Below are 16087 nucleotides of genomic sequence, written 5' to 3'. Positions count from 1 at the left end.
GCGCCGACGCCACGACGGTGTGTGATGCGACGGAGCGGTCCAAGGCTCGGGCAGGTACCCAGGAACATCATTGTTGAAATCCTGAGTACGACTGGACTGCCCGGACGTTACCCACCGGTACGGCTTTTTCGATAGGGGGTCCTGCCGAGATGTTCCCTGCGTCACACAGGTTGGTGCGTCGCACCCGATGGCGTTCCTTCACGCACAGTAGTCCACGCTCTTCTTGCCATGCCAGTAACCGCAGGTCCGACCGCCTCTATTCACGTTTGCCCCACACGCCTACGCTTGATCGTCATGGCACCCACACCAGGCGGTAACCGCAGAACGCGCATTCATGTGGTCAGTGACGTGCACGGCAACGCGCGCGACCTGGCCCGGGCCGGCCAGGGCGCGGACGCTCTGCTGTGCCTCGGTGACCTGGTGCTCTTCCTCGACTACGCCGACCACGCGCGCGGCATCTTCCCCGACCTCTTCGGCACCGAGAACGCCGACCGGATCGTCGAGCTGCGCACCGCCCGCCGCTTCGCCGAGGCGCGGGAGTTCGGGCGGCGGCTGTGGGACGAGATCGGGATGGACCATTCCGTGGCCATCGAGAAGGCGGTGCGCAAGCAGTACGCCGAGCTGTTCGCCGCGTTCCCGACACCGACGTACGCGACCTACGGCAATGTCGACATGCCCCCGTTGTGGGCGGAGTACGCCGGACCCGGCACGACGGTCCTCGACGGTGAGCGGGTGGAGATCGGCGGCCGGGTCTTCGGCTTCGTCGGCGGGGGACTGCGCAGCCCCATGCGGACGCCCTACGAGATCGACGACGAGGAGTACGCGGCGAAGATCGAGGCGGTCGGCGAGGTCGACGTGCTGTGCACGCACATCCCGCCGGACGTACCGGAACTGGTCTACGACACGGTGGCGCGCCGCTTCGAACGCGGCTCCCGTGCCCTCCTGGACGCGATCCGCCGCATCCGTCCCCGTTACTCCCTCTTCGGCCATGTCCACCAGCCGCTCGCGAGCCGGATGCGGATCGGGACGACCGAGTGCGTGAACGTCGGACATTTCGCGGCGTCGGGCCGCCCGTGGGTCCTGGAGTGGTGAACACCAGGTGGGGTGGCGATGGTTCGGCGGGCGCGCGGTAGCCTTCACGCTGCACACACGTGCGTACCACCCTCCCTCACCGGACCGCATCTGGAGGAGCCACCGCGATGGCGGAACACACCAGCTCGAGCATCACGATCGAGGCGGCACCGGCTGATGTCATGGCGGTCATCGCCGACTTCGCCCGCTACCCGGACTGGACGGGAGAGGTGAAGGAGGCGGAGGTACTCGCCACGGACGGGCAGGGCCGCGCCGAGCAGGTGCGCCTCGTCATGGACGCCGGTGCGATCAAGGACGACCAGACCCTGGGGTACACCTGGACCGGCGACCACGAGGTCTCCTGGACCCTGGTCAAGTCCCAGATGCTCCGTTCCCTGGACGGCTCGTACATCCTCAAGCCCGCGGGCGCCGGCGCCACCGAGGTCACCTACCGGCTCACGGTCGACGTCAAGATCCCCATGCTGGGCATGATCAAGCGCAAGGCCGAGAAGGTCATCATCGACCGGGCGCTGGCGGGTCTGAAGAAGCGGGTGGAGTCGGGCGAGGCGGGCTGATCCCGCTCCGCCCCGCCCTCGGGAGCCCCCAGGCCGAGGAGGGGACGGGGCAGGGGCGGCGGGGGCGCTCGACGCAGGTAGCGTTCATGCAATGCGCACCATCCTGATCACAGGCCAGGGCGGCACGGGCCGTACGACGGTCGCGGCGGCCACCGCGCTGAAGGCCGCCCGCGAGGGCACCCGCACCCTCCTGCTCACCGCCGACCGCACCGACACCCTCGGTACCGTCCTCGGCGTACCCACCGGCGCGGAACCCACCGGCACCGCGCCCCGCCTCACGACCTGGCGCCCCGACGCGAACGCCCGCTTCCGTGAGGACCTCACCGCCTTCCAGGACCGCGCGACCACCGCCCTGGACCTGCTCGGCGCCGCCCGCCTGGACGCCGAGGAACTCACCCCCCTGCCCGGCGCCGAGGAACTCGCCCTGCTGCGCGCCCTGCGCGACGCGGCGACCTCGCAGACGTACGACCTGCTGGTCGTGGACCTCCCGCCGACCCCACAGGCCCTCGCCCTCCTCGCCCTCCCGGAGGAACTGCGCCGCTACCTGCGCCGGCTGCTCCCGCCGGAGCGCCAGGCGGCCCGCGCCCTGCGCCCCGTCCTCGGCCGTCTCGCGGGTGTCCCGATGCCCGCCGAGTGGCTGTACGAGACGGCGGCACGCTGGGACATCGAGCTGGCCGCCGTCGCGGCGGTCGTCGAGGACCGCGCCACGACCGTACGGCTGGTCGCCGAACCGGGCCCGGCCGGCACCGACGCCGTGCACGCCGCCACCACCGCCCTCGCCCTGTACGGGCTGCGCGTCGACGCGCTGGTCGCGAACCGGGTACTGCCGGCCGCCAGCGCGGACGCCTGGCTGGGCGCCCTCGCCGCCCAGCAGCGCAAGGCGCTGGACGAGTGGCAGGAGACGTACACCGTCCACGAGGTCCCGCACCTCGGCCGCGACCCGCGCGGCACCGACGACCTCGGCGCGCTCCCCGTGCCCGGCGTCAACCGGACGCCGACCCCGGTCGAGTGGCCCGTTCTCGACCACCTCGCCGAAGACGGCGTCCTCGTATGGCACATCCCGCTGCCCGGCGCGATACGCGAGGAACTGGACCTGATCCGCCGGGGCGACGAACTCGTCGTCACCGTGGGCCAGTTCCGCAGGATCGTGCCGCTGCCGTCCGCGCTGCGCCGCTGCACCGTGGCCGGCGCCGCCCTGCGCGAGGGGGAACTCAGGGTGCGTTTCGCGCCGGACCCGGATCTCTGGCCCCGGACACGGTGAACGGCGTACCCCCGTTCGGGTACCGTCGAAAGGAAGAACCATAGGCAGGAGTCCGCCATGAGCGAAGAGCGCCCCACGTCCGACGCCGCTCAGGAGGCGAGCGACGAAGCGCGCGCGAGCGACGCCGACGCCTGGGCGAAGGCGTGCGCCGAGGACCTCGCGGCGGAGAAGGCCCGCCGCCGCGCCCAGTACGGTCCGCCGCCCGGCTCGGCCGCGGAGGAACTGCGCAAGCTGGTCGACGCGGTCGCCGACAAGCTGTCCGGACTGAACTCGCCGCTGTTCGGCGTGGTCGCCTCCGGCACCGCCCAGCAGATGGTCAACCAGGTCGTACAGCAGGCCAAGGCCGCCGTCGAACCGGTCATAGAGCGCAACCCTGACGTTTTCGATCACCTCGCGGCCGCGGGCAGCGAGCTGCTCGCCGCCTACCGTTCGGCCGTCGAGGCCCAGGAACGACGCTGGACCACCCGGGAGCGTGGCCCCCGTGACGAGGGGACCGGTCCGGGGGAGCGGATTGACTTGGACTAAAGGCTGCTCGGGTACGGTTGGCCGTAGCGGGGCTCGACCGAAACTGAGGGATTCATGGGACTCACCATCGGCGTCGATATCGGCGGCACGAAGATCGCGGCCGGTGTGGTCGACGAGGAAGGCAACATCCTCTCGACGCACAAGGTGCCGACCCCCACCACGCCGCAGGCCATCGTGGACGCCATCGCCGCCGCGGTGGAGGGCGCGCGCGCAGGTCACGACATCGTCGGCGTGGGTATCGGTGCCGCCGGATACGTGAACCGCCAGCGCTCGACCGTGTACTTCGCGCCCAACATCGACTGGCGGCAGGAACCGCTCAAGGCCGAGGTCGAGGCACGCGTGGGGCTGCCCGTCGTCGTCGAGAACGACGCGAACGCGGCGGCGTGGGGCGAGTACAAGTTCGGCGCGGGCAAGGGTCACCGGAACGTCATCTGCATCACCCTGGGCACGGGCCTGGGCGGCGGCATCATCATCGGCAACAAGCTGCGCCGCGGGCACTTCGGTGTGGCCGCCGAGTTCGGCCACATCCGCATGGTGCCGGACGGTCTGCTGTGCGGCTGCGGCTCGCAGGGCTGCTGGGAGCAGTACGCCTCCGGGCGCGCCCTCGTCCGCTACGCCAAGCAGCGGGCCAACGCCACCCCCGAGAACGCGGAGATCCTGCTCGCGCTGGGCAACGGCACCCCCGACGGCATCGAGGGCAAGCACATCTCGGTGGCCGCACGCCAGGGCGACCCGGTGGCGGTGGACTCCTACCGCGAGCTGGCCCGCTGGGCCGGCGCCGGCCTCGCCGACCTGGCCTCGCTCTTCGACCCCTCCGCCTTCATCGTCGGCGGCGGCCTCTCGGACGAGGGCGAGCTGGTGCTCGACCCCATCCGCAAGTCGTACAAGCGCTGGCTCGTGGGCGGCAACTGGCGCCCGGTGGCCGAGGTGATCGCCGCCCAGCTCGGCAACGAGGCGGGCCTGGTGGGCGCGGCGGACCTGGCCAGGGAGCCCGACCCGATCATGTAACCGACTTGATCACGCAGTACGCACACCTCGCCCGCCGCGCCCTTCAGGGGTACGGCGGGCGATGTCGTACCGTGCCCCTTTCGGCGGGGGCGCGGATGGCGCCCCTCAGGGGCGCGGGGCTGTGACGTCATGCGGCTCCGCCGCGTGGGCGCGACCGGCCCCCACCGTCCCGCAGCCGACAAACCACCGCAGCGTTCTGGCTCCCCCGAGCAGCGCATCCACGTATGTTGATCCACATGGCGACGACCCCGCTGCCCCGCTCCCACACCGAATCCGACGGCTCCGCCGTCATCCGCGTCCTCAGCTACAACATCCGCTCGATGCGCGACGACACCACCGCCCTCGCCCGCGTCATCCACGCCTGCGCCCCCGACCTGGTCCTCGTCCAGGAAGCCCCCCGCTTCTTCCGCTGGCGCAAGAAGCTGGCCCGGCTCGCGGCCGCGTCCGGGCAGACGATCCTGTCCGGCGGCGCGACCGCCGCGGGCCCCGCGCTCCTCTGCTCGATGCGGGCCACCGTCGAACGCACCGAGGACGTCCTGCTGCCCCTCACCCCCGGCCTGCACCGCCGCGGCCTCGCCACCGCCGTCGTGCGCTTCGGCGGCGCCCGGCTCGGCGTGGTGAGCTGCCATCTCTCGCTCCAGAAGGACGAGCGCTACACGCAGAGCGGCCTGCTTCTCGACCGCCTCGCAGCTCTCGGCACCCCGCACGCCCTCGTCGGCGGCGATCTGAACGAACGCCCCGACGGCCCCACCTTCACCCGCCTCGCCGACGGCCTCCAGGACTGCTGGGCCACCGCACCCTGGGGCACGGAGTACACCTCGACGCCCACCGACCCCCACCAGCGCATCGACGCGATCTTCGCCACCCGCGGCATCGAGATCCTCGGCTGCGGGGTCCCGTACGGCCATCCCGGAGTCACGGAGACAGACCTGAGGGCGGCCACGGACCATCTGCCCGTGCTGGCCGCCCTCAGAGTTCCCGCCGCGTAACCGGCCGCGTCAGACCACCGCGCCCCGCCCGGGATCGTCCTCGTCCTCGTCGTCGGGCTTCATACGCGCCACGAGGGTGGCGAAGCCGCCCAGGAAACCGCCGATGCCGACCGTGGCGAGCCACCACGTCATGTCCCAGCCGAGCAGGATGGCCAGCAGGAGCACGATCGGGCCGCCGACGACGGCGAGCCAGGCGAACTTGGCCGTGGTGTCCGCGGTGGGCAGCGGGGGCGGCTCCGGGGGGACGAAATGGCCCTCGTCGTCCCCGTCGAAGTCGTCCTCGGAGGGCTCGGGCGCCTGGTAGTCGCGCGGACCGCCGACGCCGGGCGCGAAGGAGACGGAGCCGCCGAGGGGCTTCGCTGCGGCGGGCGGCTCCCCGGTTTCGTCGCCGGCCGCGTCCTTCTCGCTCGTCCCGACGGTCCCGTTCTTCTTGCCCTTCTCGGGCCTCTCGGACGCGTCCTCGCCACCCGGGGCGTCGTTCGTCACCGGGTCGAGGAGCGCCAGGTCCTCGATCGACTTGAACGGCTTCGCGCCGGGCGGATCCGGCGGTTCCTCGCCGTACCCCGCCACGATCGCCTGCCACGCGGCGTCCTCGTCGAACGGCACCCCCTGCTCGTCACCGAGAGGCTCGCCGACCGGTACGCCCTTCTCGTCGGGCTCGCCGCGCTCCGCGTCGTGCTCAGCCACCAGTGGCCGTCCCTTCCTGCTGACCCACCTGACCCGTGCCGGACCGCTTGCCGACACCGGGCGCGAGCCGGGCGATGAACGCGTAGCTCTCCTCGAAGATCCGGTCCGCGTCATGGTCCAACGTCGCCACGTGGTAGCTCTGTTCCAGCAGGATCTCCGTCACGTCGGTGGACGACACCCGGCTCAGGATCCGGGCCGAGTCGACGGGCGGCACCACATGGTCCTGAGGGCTGTGCAGCAGCAGCATCGGCTGGGTGACCTGGGGCAGTTCACCGTCGACCATCCGGTAGAAGTTCCGCATGGAGTGGGCGGCCTGCAGGGGCACCCGGTCGTATCCCACCTCCGTGACGCCCTCCTTGGCGATGTCGCTGGTGATGCCGCTCACCGTCCGGACGAGGTGGCGGAGCACCGGGAGGGCGTGGGCCGCCGCCCCGTGCACCTTGTTCGCCGGATTGACGACGACGATGCCGCTCACCTCGTCCCCGTGCTTCGCGGCGAGCCGCAGGGTCAGCGCGGCGCCCATGGACAGGCCGAAGACGAACACCTGGGCGCAGCGCTCCCGCAGCGCACGCAGCTCGCGGTCCACCTCCGCGTACCAGTCCTGCCAGCCCGTGAGCTGCATGTCCTCCCAGCGCGTGCCGTGCCCGGGCAGCAGGGGCAGCGCGACGGTCAGACCGCGCTCGGCGAGATACTCCGCCCAGGGGCGCAGCGACTGCGGGGAACCGGTGAAGCCGTGACAGAGAAGGACACCGACCTCTCCGCCCTCGTGGCGGAACGGCTCGGCTCCAGGAAGGACCGGCACCTTCGGTCTCCTGTTCATCAGACGGGCGGAATGCGAGGCGTACTTCACCGTACGCGACGGCACTGACACCGACCAGGGTCGTCGAGGCCTTTGACAGTGCTCCGGGATAAGGTCTGACCGACGACACAGGAGGCATTCGGTTGATCTACGGCGCCATGAAGTTTTCCATCGGAGGGCCGCTGAAGCTTGCCTTCAGGCCCTGGGTGGAAGGCCTCGAGAACATTCCCGCCGAGGGCCCCGCCATCCTGGCAAGCAATCATCTGTCGTTCTCGGACTCGTTCTTCCTGCCCGCGGTCCTCGACCGCAAGGTGACTTTCATCGCGAAGGCCGAGTACTTCACGACGCCCGGCGTCAAGGGCCGGATGACCGCCGCCTTCTTCAAGGGCGTAGGCCAGCTCCCGGTGGACCGCTCCGGCGCGCGCGGCGCGGGCGAGGCGGCCGTCAAGAGCGGCATCGATGTCATCGAGCGCGGTGAGCTGTTCGGCATCTACCCGGAGGGCACGCGCTCGCCCGACGGGCGGCTGTACCGCGGCAAGCCGGGCGGCCTCGCGCGCGTGGCGCTCGCGACCGGCGCCCCGGTCATCCCGGTCGCCATGATCGACACCGAGAAGATCCAGCCGCCGGGCAAGGTGATGCCCAAGCTGATGCGCCCGGGCATCCGCATCGGCAAGCCGCTCGACTTCACCCGCTACAACGGCATGGAGCACGACCGCTTCGTGCTGCGCGCGGTGACCGACGAGGTCATGTACGAGATCATGAAGCTCTCCGGCCAGGAGTACGTCGACATCTACGCGACGGCCGCCAAGCGGCAGATAGCGGACGCGGCGAAGGCCGAGAAGCAGGCGCTCAAGGAAGCCGAACAGGCGCAGAAGGAGGCCGCGAAGGCGGCCGAAGCCGAAACCGAAGAAGGACGGGCCGGCACCTAGACGCTTGCGTCGGGGGACGGTGGGGGTGGGGGACATGGCCAAGCGCGAGAGAGTCATGAGGATGTCGGTCGAGCAGCCGCTGTGGCGTGCGCTCACCGCCTACCGCGTGCTGACGATGCTGTACGCGATCGGGCTCTTCGCCACCGCGTTCCGCAAGTTCGCCCACCCCTGGGTGGCCATCGGGTACTACGCGGTCCTGTTCGTCTGGACGCTCGCCACCCTGCCCAGGGTGGCGAACGCGGCCAGCTGCACCAAGCGCTTCCTCGCCGTCGACCTGACCGTCGCACTCACCGGCATCATGCTCACGCCCGTCGCGGACACCCACCACCGCGTGGTGACCGGCGGTCCCACCCTCCCGTCGATATGGACCGCGGGCTCCGTCCTCGCCTTCGCCATCAAGGGCGGCTGGCGCTGGGCGGCGTTCGCCTCGACGCTCGTGGCGGCCGCCAACCTCGTCGAGCGCGGCGCCCCCACCCGCGACACGGTCCACAACGTGATCCTGGTCTGGGTCGCCTCCATCGCCATCGGATACGTCGTCGAGGTCGCCCGCGCCTCCGAGCTCACCCTCGCCCGCGCACTGGAGATCGAGGCCGCGACCCGCGAGCGCGAGCGCCTCGCCCGTGACATCCACGACGGTGTCCTACAGGTCCTCGCCATGGTGCAGCGACGGGCCTCCGCGCTCGGCGGCGAGGCCGCGGAGCTGGGCCGGATGGCCGGCGAGCAGGAGGTCGCGCTGCGCACCCTGGTCTCGGGCGGCCTGGTGCCCGTCTCGCGGGTGTCCGAGGACGCCGCGCTCGGCGCGGTCGTACGGGCCGTCGAGGAACCGGACGACGACCAGGACTCCCGGGGCCCTGTCGACCTGCGCGCCCTGCTCGCCCCGTACGCGAGCGCGCGCGTGACCTTCTCCGAGCCCGGCGCCCCGGTTCCTCTCCCCCCGGCCGCCGCCCGGGAGTTGGCCGCCGCTGTCGGTGCCGCCCTGGACAATGTCCGCAAGCACGTCGGCGAGGACGCCCGGGCCTGGATCCTCGTCGAGGACGAGCCGGACGAGGTGATCGTGACGGTACGCGACGAGGGCCCGGGCATCCCGGCGGGGCGGCTCGCCCAGGCCGAGGGGGAGGGGCGGCTCGGTGTGGCCCTGTCGATCCGGGGCCGGCTGCGCGACCTCGGCGGCGCGGCCGAACTGATCTCGGTGCCCGGCCAGGGCACGGAGGTCGAGCTGAAGATACCGAAGGTTTCCAGGGTTTCACGGGGGAAGGCGGAGCAGCGATGACGGAGGTCACCGACGTGGTGGGGCAGGGTCCGATCAAGGTCATGGTGGTGGACGACCACCCCATGTGGCGCGACGCGGTCGCCCGCGACCTGGACGCGTCCGGTTTCGCCGTGGTCGCCACCGCGGGCGACGGCGAGCAGGCGGTGCGCCGTGCCCGGGCCGCCGCGCCCGACGTCCTGGTGCTCGACCTGAACCTGCCCGCCAAGCCCGGCGTCCAGGTCTGCAAGGAACTGGTCGGCAGCAACCCGGCGCTGCGCGTCCTCGTCCTGTCGGCCAGCGGCGAGCACGCGGACGTCCTGGAGGCGGTGAAGTCCGGTGCCACCGGCTATCTGCTGAAGTCGGCGTCCACGGAGGAGCTGATCGACGCCGTGCGCCGTACGGCCGTCGGTGACCCGGTGTTCACGCCGGGCCTCGCGGGCCTGGTCCTCGGCGAGTACCGCCGGCTGGCCTCCGAGCCCGCCCCCGCCGCGGGCGCCGACGAGCCCAAGGCCCCGCAGCTCACCGACCGCGAGACCGAGGTGTTGCGCCTGGTCGCCAAGGGACTGAGCTACAAGCAGATCGCCGAGCGCCTGGTCATCTCCCACCGCACGGTCCAGAACCATGTGCAGAACACCCTGGGCAAGCTCCAACTCCACAACCGGGTCGAGCTGGTGCGCTATGCCATAGAGCGCGGTCTCGACGAGGCGTAGACCCCGACGAGTGGGCGGCGTAAACCCTGGTTGACCCACCATCGAGTGAAGGCGAGTGATCAACACCCGCACAATTCACCGGAATTGCCCTTCCGCCCCATGCCGAAGTGACCTGGATCACTATTAGCGTGAGTCCCCTCAGGCAATCGCGGCGAAGGGACTTTTCCATGCGGGTCGGAGTACTGACCGGAGGCGGCGACTGCCCCGGACTCAACGCCGTCATCCGGGGCATCGTCCGCAAGGGCGTGCAGGAGTACGGATACGACTTCGTCGGCTTCCGGGACGGCTGGCGCGGACCTCTCGAGAACGACACCGTCCGGCTGGACATCCCCGCCGTGCGCGGCATCCTGCCGCGCGGTGGCACCATCCTCGGCTCCTCGCGGACGAACCCGCTCAAGCAGGAGAACGGCATCCGCCGCATCAAGGAGAACCTCGCCAAGCAGGAGGTCGAGGCACTCATCGCGATCGGCGGCGAGGACACGCTCGGCGTCGCCGCGCGCCTCACCGACGAGTACGGCGTGCCCGTCGTCGGCGTACCGAAGACCATCGACAACGACCTGTCCGCCACCGACTACACCTTCGGCTTCGACACCGCCGTCGGCATCGCCACCGAGGCGATCGACCGGCTGCACACCACCGCCGAGTCGCACATGCGCGTCCTCGTCTGCGAGGTGATGGGCCGTCACGCGGGCTGGATCGCCATCCACTCGGGCCTGGCCGGCGGCGCCAACGTCATCCTCATCCCCGAGCAGCGCTTCGACGTCGACCAGGTGTGCGCCTATGTGACCTCGCGGTTCAAGGCCTCGTACGCGCCGATCGTGGTCGTCGCCGAGGGCGCGATGCCCAAGGACGGCCAGATGGTCCTGAAGGACGAGTCCCTCGACTCCTTCGGTCATGTACGCCTCTCCGGGGTCGGCGAGTGGCTGGCCAAGGAGATCGAGAAGCGCACCGGCAAGGAGGCCCGCACCACGGTCCTCGGGCACATCCAGCGCGGCGGCACCCCCAGTGCCTTCGACCGCTGGCTCGCCACCCGCTTCGGACTGCACGCCGTCGAGGCCGTCCGTGACGGCGACTTCGGCAAGATGGTCGCCCTGCGCGGCACGGACATCGTCCGGGTCCCGATCGCGGAGGCCACGGCCAAGCTGAAGACGGTCGACCCGAAGCTGTACGAGGAGGTCGGGGTCTTCTTCGGCTGACGCGCCCCCTCCCCGTGATCCCGTCGGCCGCACGGGCCACCCGACACCCGTGCGGCCGGCGTCCTCGGCCACGGCTGCCACGACTACACGGAGGGCCGCCGCTCCGAGGGCGTGCCGGCGCCCCGCAGCCGACCGACCAGCTCCCGCACGACGGCCGTCCCGTTCAGCGTCAGTACCGACTCCGGGTGAAACTGCACACCCGCGAACCCGGGCCCGCGCAGCGCGTGCACCTCACCGCTCTCGGTGCGGCTGACCTCGATGCCGTGGGCCGACAGCTCGGCCGCCGTCTCCTCGTCGCAGTGCGCCACGAAGCTGTTGTAGAAACCGACGGTCTCGGCCCGCCCGAAGAGATCGATCTCCGTCTGCGCGCCCTGGTACGGGACCTCCTTGCGTACGATCTTCAGGCCCAGCTCCGCCGCGATCAGCTCGTGCCCGAGACAGACGCCGAGCACGCCGTGCCCGTGCCCCCCGATCACCTCGGCGGTCAGCTCCCGCAGGAACCGCATCTTGGGATCGTCCAGGTCCAAGGGGTCGCCCGGGCCGGGGCCCAGGACCAACGGCCCCTCGTGCGCCCGCACCGCCGCCCGCAGCCCCGGCTCGTCGTAGCGCCGCACGGTCACCTCGAGTCCCGAGGACCGCAGCACATGCGCGAGCATCGCCGTGAAGGTGTCCTCGGCGTCCACGACCAGCGCATGGCCCTCCAACTCACGCGCCTGCTCCTGCATCCGCAGCCAGAACGGCGCGAGCGAGGTCCGCCGCCCGTCCAGCGCCGCCCGCACCCGCGGATCGTCGGCCAGCCTCGGCCGTACGCCCTCCACGCGGGCCCCGGCCTCCACGACCCCCAGCGCCGCCAGCACCCCCGCGGCCTTCGCGTGCGTCTCGGCGACCTCGCCCGCCGGATCCGATCCCCGCACGAGGGTGGCGCCGACCGGCACCCGCAGCCGCCCGTCCGCGTCGATGTCGGCGGTCCGGATGAGGATGGGCGAATCGAGGGTCTGGGCACCGCCCGCGTCGCGGCCGATCAGGGCCAGCGCCCCCGCGTAGTAGCCCCGCCCGACGCCGTCCCGCCCGAGGGGCTCGTACCGCTCGATCACCCGGCACGCGTTCTGCACCGGCGACCCGGTGACGGTCGCCGCGAACATGGTCTCCTTCAGGACCTCGCGCACATCCAGCGAGGACCGGCCCCGCAGCTCGTACTCGGTGTGCGCGAGGTGGGCCATCTCCTTGAGCCGCGGACCGATCACCACGCCCCCCATGTCACCGACCGTGCACATCATCTTGAGCTCCTCGTCGACGACCATGGAGAGCTCCTCGATCTCCTTGCCGTCGGCGAGGAAGCCGAGCAGGTCGTCCGCGGAGGGCCCCTCGGCCGGATAGCGGTACGTGCCGCTGATCGGGTTCATCACGACGGTTCCGCCCGACATCCGCACGTGCACCTCGGGGCTCGCGCCCACCAGCGTGCGCCCACCCGTCTCCCGCCCCCGCCCGTCCAAGGAAGGCCCTTCGGGCCCTTGCCCATTTCCGGTGTGCACGACGAACGTCCAGTACGCGCCCCGCTCGCCGACCAGCAGCCGCCGGAACAGGGCCAGCGCGTCGGCCCGCCCGAACCCCGGGATCGCGCCCTCGTACGTGCGCCGGATCACGAAGTTCGCGCCCTCGCCGCGCCCGATCTCCTCCTCCAGTACGCGCCCGACGATCCCCGCGTACTCCTCGTCGGCGACGTCGAAGCCCCCGCCCGTGACACGCACCTCGTGCGCCGGCAGCTCCGCCAGCGCCCGCTCCAGCGGCAGGACGTGCGTCTCCTCGGGGGTCAGCACCGCGAGTGGCGTGCCGTCGTCGCGGACGTCGAAGCCGCGCTCCCTGATCTGGCGGAAGGGAACGAGCGCGAGTCCCTCGTCGGGGAGGTCGGCGAGGCGGTCGCAGGTGCTGACCGGTCCGAGCAGCAGCTCGACGGTGTCGTGGTCGTGACCGGGGGTGCGACGGCGCAGCAGGGCGAACGGACGGGGATCGTCCAGCAGGTCGAGCAGGTGCATCGGTCCTGTTCCTTCTCTCGGATTCTCGGATTCCCGAAAACTCGGAGAGGAACGGCCCGTGTCCGCAAACACCGAAGGCCGCCCCTCGGGCGGCCTTCGCGAAGTCTTGCGTACGCGCAGTCAGTGGGCCGCCGGATGAGCGGTCCACCACCAGTTCTGGGTCGAGTGCGCGAACATGCGCCGCACCTTACCCGACGTCAGGGGGCGGGCAACAGCGTGAACCGTCCACGCCCTGCGTTCCTACCGCTCGGTCACCGGCCATGGATGGCATGGCCCAGGAAGCCCGACCGAGGAGACGACCATGTCCGCAGCCCGTTCACCCCGGCCCCGCCGAGGCGGTGTCCGAACCCTCACCGTGTGCGCCGCCGCCGCGGCCCTCGCCGCCGGCCCGCTCGGCAGCGCACGCGCCGCGGGGACCGACGACACCGTCAAGGTCACCTACCGCGGCCACGAGTTCACCGTCCCCGCCTCCTGGCCGATCGTGGACCTGGAGAAACATCCGGACGTCTGTGTCCGCTTCGACCGGCACGCCGTGTACCTCGGCACGCCCGGCGACCAGCAGCAGTGTCCGGCGGGGGCGAGGGGACGTACCGAGGCGTTCCTGGTCCAGCCGTCCGCCGTCAAGGGCCGCACCGCCAGCGAGAACCGCACGGCCCGCACGTTCCGGGTCACCGCCGACCGGATCGCCGTGACCGCCGCGTACGCGGAGGACCGCACGAGGATCCAGGACATCCTGCGCGACGCCGGCCTGCCGGCCGCCGCCGCGGGGACCGACGCGACCGCGGGCGCGCCCGCCGCGGCGCCGCTGCCCGCAGATGCGACGTCCTTCCGCGGCGAGGGCTTCGACGCCTGCACCGCGCCGGGCCAGACGGCGATGGACGCCTGGCGGGACGACTCCGACTACCGGGCCGTCGGGGTCTACATCGGCGGGATCAACCGCGCCTGCGTCCAGAGCAGACTCACCGCCGCCTGGCTGCGGACGCAGTACGCCAACGGCTGGCGGTTCATCCCGCTCTACGTCGGCCGCCAGCCCACCTCCGGCGGGAGCAGCTGCGCGGGCGGCTGCGAGACGATCACCGATCCCGTGCGGCAGGGCACCGAGGCCGGCGACGACGCGGTCCAGCAGGCGACCACACTGGGCTTCCCCAAGGGCACGGTGATCTACAGCGACCTGGAGCACTACACACCCGGCTCCACCGTCACCAGCCTGGTGCTGTCCTACCTCGACGCCTACACCGAGCGCGTGCACGCACTGGGCTACCGCTCCGGCGTCTACGGCAACACCTCGTCCCTGGTCACCGACCTCGTGGCCAACAAGAGCCGCGTCACCCTGCCCGACGTGCTCCACTTCGCCCACTGGAACGGCAAGTCGACGACCACCGACTCGACGATCCCCGCGAACCTGTGGGCCGACCACCAGCGCATCCACCAGTACAAGGGCGACACGACCGAGACGCACGGCGGCGTGACGATCTCCATCGACCGCGACCGGCTCGACGTGGACTAGGCCCTGCCCGCCCGCTCCGGGCGGCCGCGGTGACCTGCCGTACGGCCGTCCGGAGCGCGTCCCGATCGAGCGCGGTTCGTCTCAATTGATGGGCATGGGGAGGGACGCCCGACACGACCCCGTAATGTTGTCAGGGTGACCGTGAACGCTAAGCCCAGCGCAAGCGCTGGCAACACCTGGCGAGACCTGCCCGCGGCGCAGCAGCCCGAGTACCCCGATGCCGAGGCTCTGCGCGATGTGATCGCGGACCTCGAGTCGTATCCGCCGCTCGTCTTCGCGGGCGAGTGCGACCAGCTGCGCGCCCGGATGGCGTCCGTCGCCAAGGGAGAGGCGTTCCTTCTCCAGGGTGGCGACTGCGCCGAGGCCTTCGACGCGGTGTCGGCCGACCACATCCGCAACAAGCTCAAGACCCTGCTCCAGATGGGCGCCGTGCTCACGTACGCCGCCTCCGTGCCGGTCGTGAAGGTCGGCCGCATCGCCGGCCAGTACTCCAAGCCGCGCTCCAAGGGGACCGAGACCCGCGACGGCGTGACCCTGCCGACGTACCGCGGTGACTCGGTCAACGGCTTCGACTTCGACGAGAAGGCCCGCATCCCGGATCCCGAGCGCCTGAAGCGGATGTACAACGCCTCCGCCTCCACGCTCAACCTGGTGCGCGCCTTCACCACCGGCGGCTACGCCGACCTGCGCCAGGTGCACGCCTGGAACCAGGACTTCGTGAAGTCCTCCCCGTCCGGGCAGCGCTATGAGCAGCTGGCGCGGGAGATCGACAACGCGATGAACTTCATGCGGGCCTGCGGGACCGACCCGGAGGAGTTCAAGACCGTCGAGTTCTACGCCTCCCACGAGGCGCTGCTCCTCGACTACGAGGCAGCGCTGACCAGGGTCGACTCGCGTACGGGCCAGCTGTACGACGTCTCGGGCCACATGGTGTGGATCGGTGAGCGCACCCGGCAGCTGGACGGCGCGCACATCGAGTTCGCCTCGCGGATCCGCAACCCGATCGGCATCAAGCTCGGCCCGACGACGACGGCCGAGGAGGCACTCCAGTACATCGACCGCCTCGACCCGGACCGCGAGCCCGGCCGGCTGACCTTCATCGTGCGGATGGGCGCCGACAAGGTCCGCGACAAGCTCCCCGAGCTGGTCGAGAAGGTCACGGCCTCGGGCGCGGTGGTGGCCTGGGTGACCGACCCGATGCACGGCAACACCTTCGAGGCGGCCTCCGGTCACAAGACCCGCCGCTTCGACGACGTGCTCGACGAGGTCAAGGGCTTCTTCGAGGTCCACAAGGGTCTGGGCACGCACCCGGGCGGCATCCACGTCGAGCTCACCGGTGACGACGTCACCGAGTGCGTGGGCGGCGGCGACGAGATCTTCGTCGACGACCTCCACCAGCGCTACGAGACGGCCTGCGACCCGCGTCTGAACCGCAGCCAGTCCCTCGACCTGGCCTTCCTGGTCGCGGAGATGTACAGGGACCAGTGACGGGTTCGCCTGTTACAGCTGAGTGAAGTGGGGCGCGGATCACATACGATCCGCGCCCCC

The 16087-nt window shown here is 71.2% G+C and carries 17 protein-coding genes and 1 pseudogene; 13 read left to right on the top strand and 5 right to left on the bottom strand.

Features of this window, described 5'->3' with window-relative positions:
• Positions 1-294: 294 nt before the first annotated feature.
• The 3 genes and pseudogenes from ACZ7M2_RS02150 to ACZ7M2_RS02140 form a co-directional block, all read left to right on the top strand.
• Positions 295-1092 (top strand): metallophosphoesterase family protein, encoded by a 798-nt coding sequence (locus ACZ7M2_RS02150; RefSeq protein ID WP_471593774.1) that lies wholly within the window; start codon positions 295-297, stop codon positions 1090-1092.
• Positions 1093-1199: 107 nt separating this feature from the next.
• Positions 1200-1646, top strand: a complete 447-nt coding sequence (locus ACZ7M2_RS02145; protein ID WP_054231534.1) for an SRPBCC family protein — start codon at positions 1200-1202, stop codon at positions 1644-1646.
• Positions 1647-1737: 91 nt separating this feature from the next.
• Positions 1738-2583: pseudogene (locus tag ACZ7M2_RS02140) on the top strand (ArsA family ATPase); the annotation flags it as partial.
• 46 nt (positions 2584-2629) lie between these two features.
• Here ACZ7M2_RS02140 and ACZ7M2_RS02135 read toward each other — a convergent pair.
• Positions 2630-2698, bottom strand: a complete 69-nt coding sequence (locus ACZ7M2_RS02135; RefSeq protein WP_403688557.1) for a hypothetical protein — start codon at positions 2696-2698, stop codon at positions 2630-2632.
• A 5-nt stretch (positions 2699-2703) separates the two neighbouring features.
• Between ACZ7M2_RS02135 and ACZ7M2_RS02130 the strand changes: the two genes are divergently transcribed.
• From ACZ7M2_RS02130 to ACZ7M2_RS02115, 4 genes are all read left to right on the top strand, one after another.
• Positions 2704-2907 carry an ArsA family ATPase gene (locus ACZ7M2_RS02130; RefSeq protein ID WP_403688556.1) on the top strand — a complete coding sequence of 68 codons (204 nt, stop codon included), beginning with the start codon at positions 2704-2706 and terminating at the stop codon, positions 2905-2907.
• Between the two features lie 57 nt (positions 2908-2964).
• On the top strand, positions 2965-3432 hold the full coding sequence (locus ACZ7M2_RS02125) for a DUF5304 domain-containing protein (protein WP_471593773.1): 468 nt from the start codon (positions 2965-2967) through the stop codon (positions 3430-3432).
• Between the two features lie 54 nt (positions 3433-3486).
• A complete protein-coding gene (locus ACZ7M2_RS02120) occupies positions 3487-4440 on the top strand; it encodes an ROK family glucokinase (RefSeq protein ID WP_054231531.1) in 954 nt (317 codons plus the stop codon).
• A gap of 236 nt (positions 4441-4676) precedes the next feature.
• Complete coding sequence (locus tag ACZ7M2_RS02115; protein WP_471593772.1) at positions 4677-5429, top strand: endonuclease/exonuclease/phosphatase family protein; 753 nt, start codon at positions 4677-4679, stop codon at positions 5427-5429.
• A 9-nt stretch (positions 5430-5438) separates the two neighbouring features.
• Here ACZ7M2_RS02115 and ACZ7M2_RS02110 read toward each other — a convergent pair whose 3' ends face one another.
• Positions 5439-6116: a hypothetical protein gene (locus tag ACZ7M2_RS02110; protein WP_471593771.1), complete on the bottom strand. Its 678-nt coding sequence runs from the start codon at positions 6114-6116 to the stop codon at positions 5439-5441.
• Positions 6109-6918 (bottom strand): alpha/beta hydrolase, encoded by an 810-nt coding sequence (locus ACZ7M2_RS02105; RefSeq protein ID WP_471593770.1) that lies wholly within the window; start codon positions 6916-6918, stop codon positions 6109-6111. Before ACZ7M2_RS02105 ends, ACZ7M2_RS02110 begins: the two co-directional genes overlap by 8 nt.
• Positions 6919-7058: 140 nt before the next feature.
• On the opposite strand from ACZ7M2_RS02105, the gene ACZ7M2_RS02100 reads away from it, so the two are divergent.
• From ACZ7M2_RS02100 to ACZ7M2_RS02085, 4 genes are all read left to right on the top strand, one after another.
• Positions 7059-7844, top strand: coding sequence for a lysophospholipid acyltransferase family protein (locus ACZ7M2_RS02100; RefSeq protein ID WP_470059803.1), 786 nt, complete (start codon positions 7059-7061; stop codon positions 7842-7844).
• 34 nt (positions 7845-7878) lie between these two features.
• On the top strand, positions 7879-9114 hold the full coding sequence (macS, locus tag ACZ7M2_RS02095; protein ID WP_471593769.1) for a MacS family sensor histidine kinase: 1236 nt from the start codon (positions 7879-7881) through the stop codon (positions 9112-9114).
• Positions 9115-9155: 41 nt separating this feature from the next.
• Positions 9156-9803, top strand: a complete 648-nt coding sequence (locus tag ACZ7M2_RS02090; RefSeq protein ID WP_075026834.1) for a response regulator — start codon at positions 9156-9158, stop codon at positions 9801-9803.
• Between the two features lie 167 nt (positions 9804-9970).
• Positions 9971-10999 carry a 6-phosphofructokinase gene (locus ACZ7M2_RS02085; protein ID WP_450487722.1) on the top strand — a complete coding sequence of 343 codons (1029 nt, stop codon included), beginning with the start codon at positions 9971-9973 and terminating at the stop codon, positions 10997-10999.
• Between the two features lie 83 nt (positions 11000-11082).
• On the opposite strand, the gene ACZ7M2_RS02080 is transcribed toward ACZ7M2_RS02085, so the two are convergent.
• Positions 11083-13032 carry an anthranilate synthase family protein gene (locus ACZ7M2_RS02080; RefSeq protein ID WP_471593768.1) on the bottom strand — a complete coding sequence of 650 codons (1950 nt, stop codon included), beginning with the start codon at positions 13030-13032 and terminating at the stop codon, positions 11083-11085.
• Positions 13033-13152: 120 nt separating this feature from the next.
• Positions 13153-13209 (bottom strand): trp operon leader peptide, encoded by a 57-nt coding sequence (locus tag ACZ7M2_RS02075; RefSeq protein WP_071528813.1) that lies wholly within the window; start codon positions 13207-13209, stop codon positions 13153-13155.
• A gap of 124 nt (positions 13210-13333) precedes the next feature.
• On the opposite strand from ACZ7M2_RS02075, the gene ACZ7M2_RS02070 reads away from it, so the two are divergent.
• A complete protein-coding gene (locus ACZ7M2_RS02070) occupies positions 13334-14539 on the top strand; it encodes a glycoside hydrolase domain-containing protein (protein ID WP_471593767.1) in 1206 nt (401 codons plus the stop codon).
• Positions 14540-14674: 135 nt separating this feature from the next.
• Positions 14675-16027: a class II 3-deoxy-7-phosphoheptulonate synthase gene (locus ACZ7M2_RS02065; RefSeq protein ID WP_054231523.1), complete on the top strand. Its 1353-nt coding sequence runs from the start codon at positions 14675-14677 to the stop codon at positions 16025-16027.
• Positions 16028-16087 lie beyond the last annotated feature (60 nt).

Source organism: Streptomyces sp. NPDC111507 (genome assembly GCF_055638955.1).
This window is presented reverse-complemented; position numbering and strand designations above follow the sequence as displayed.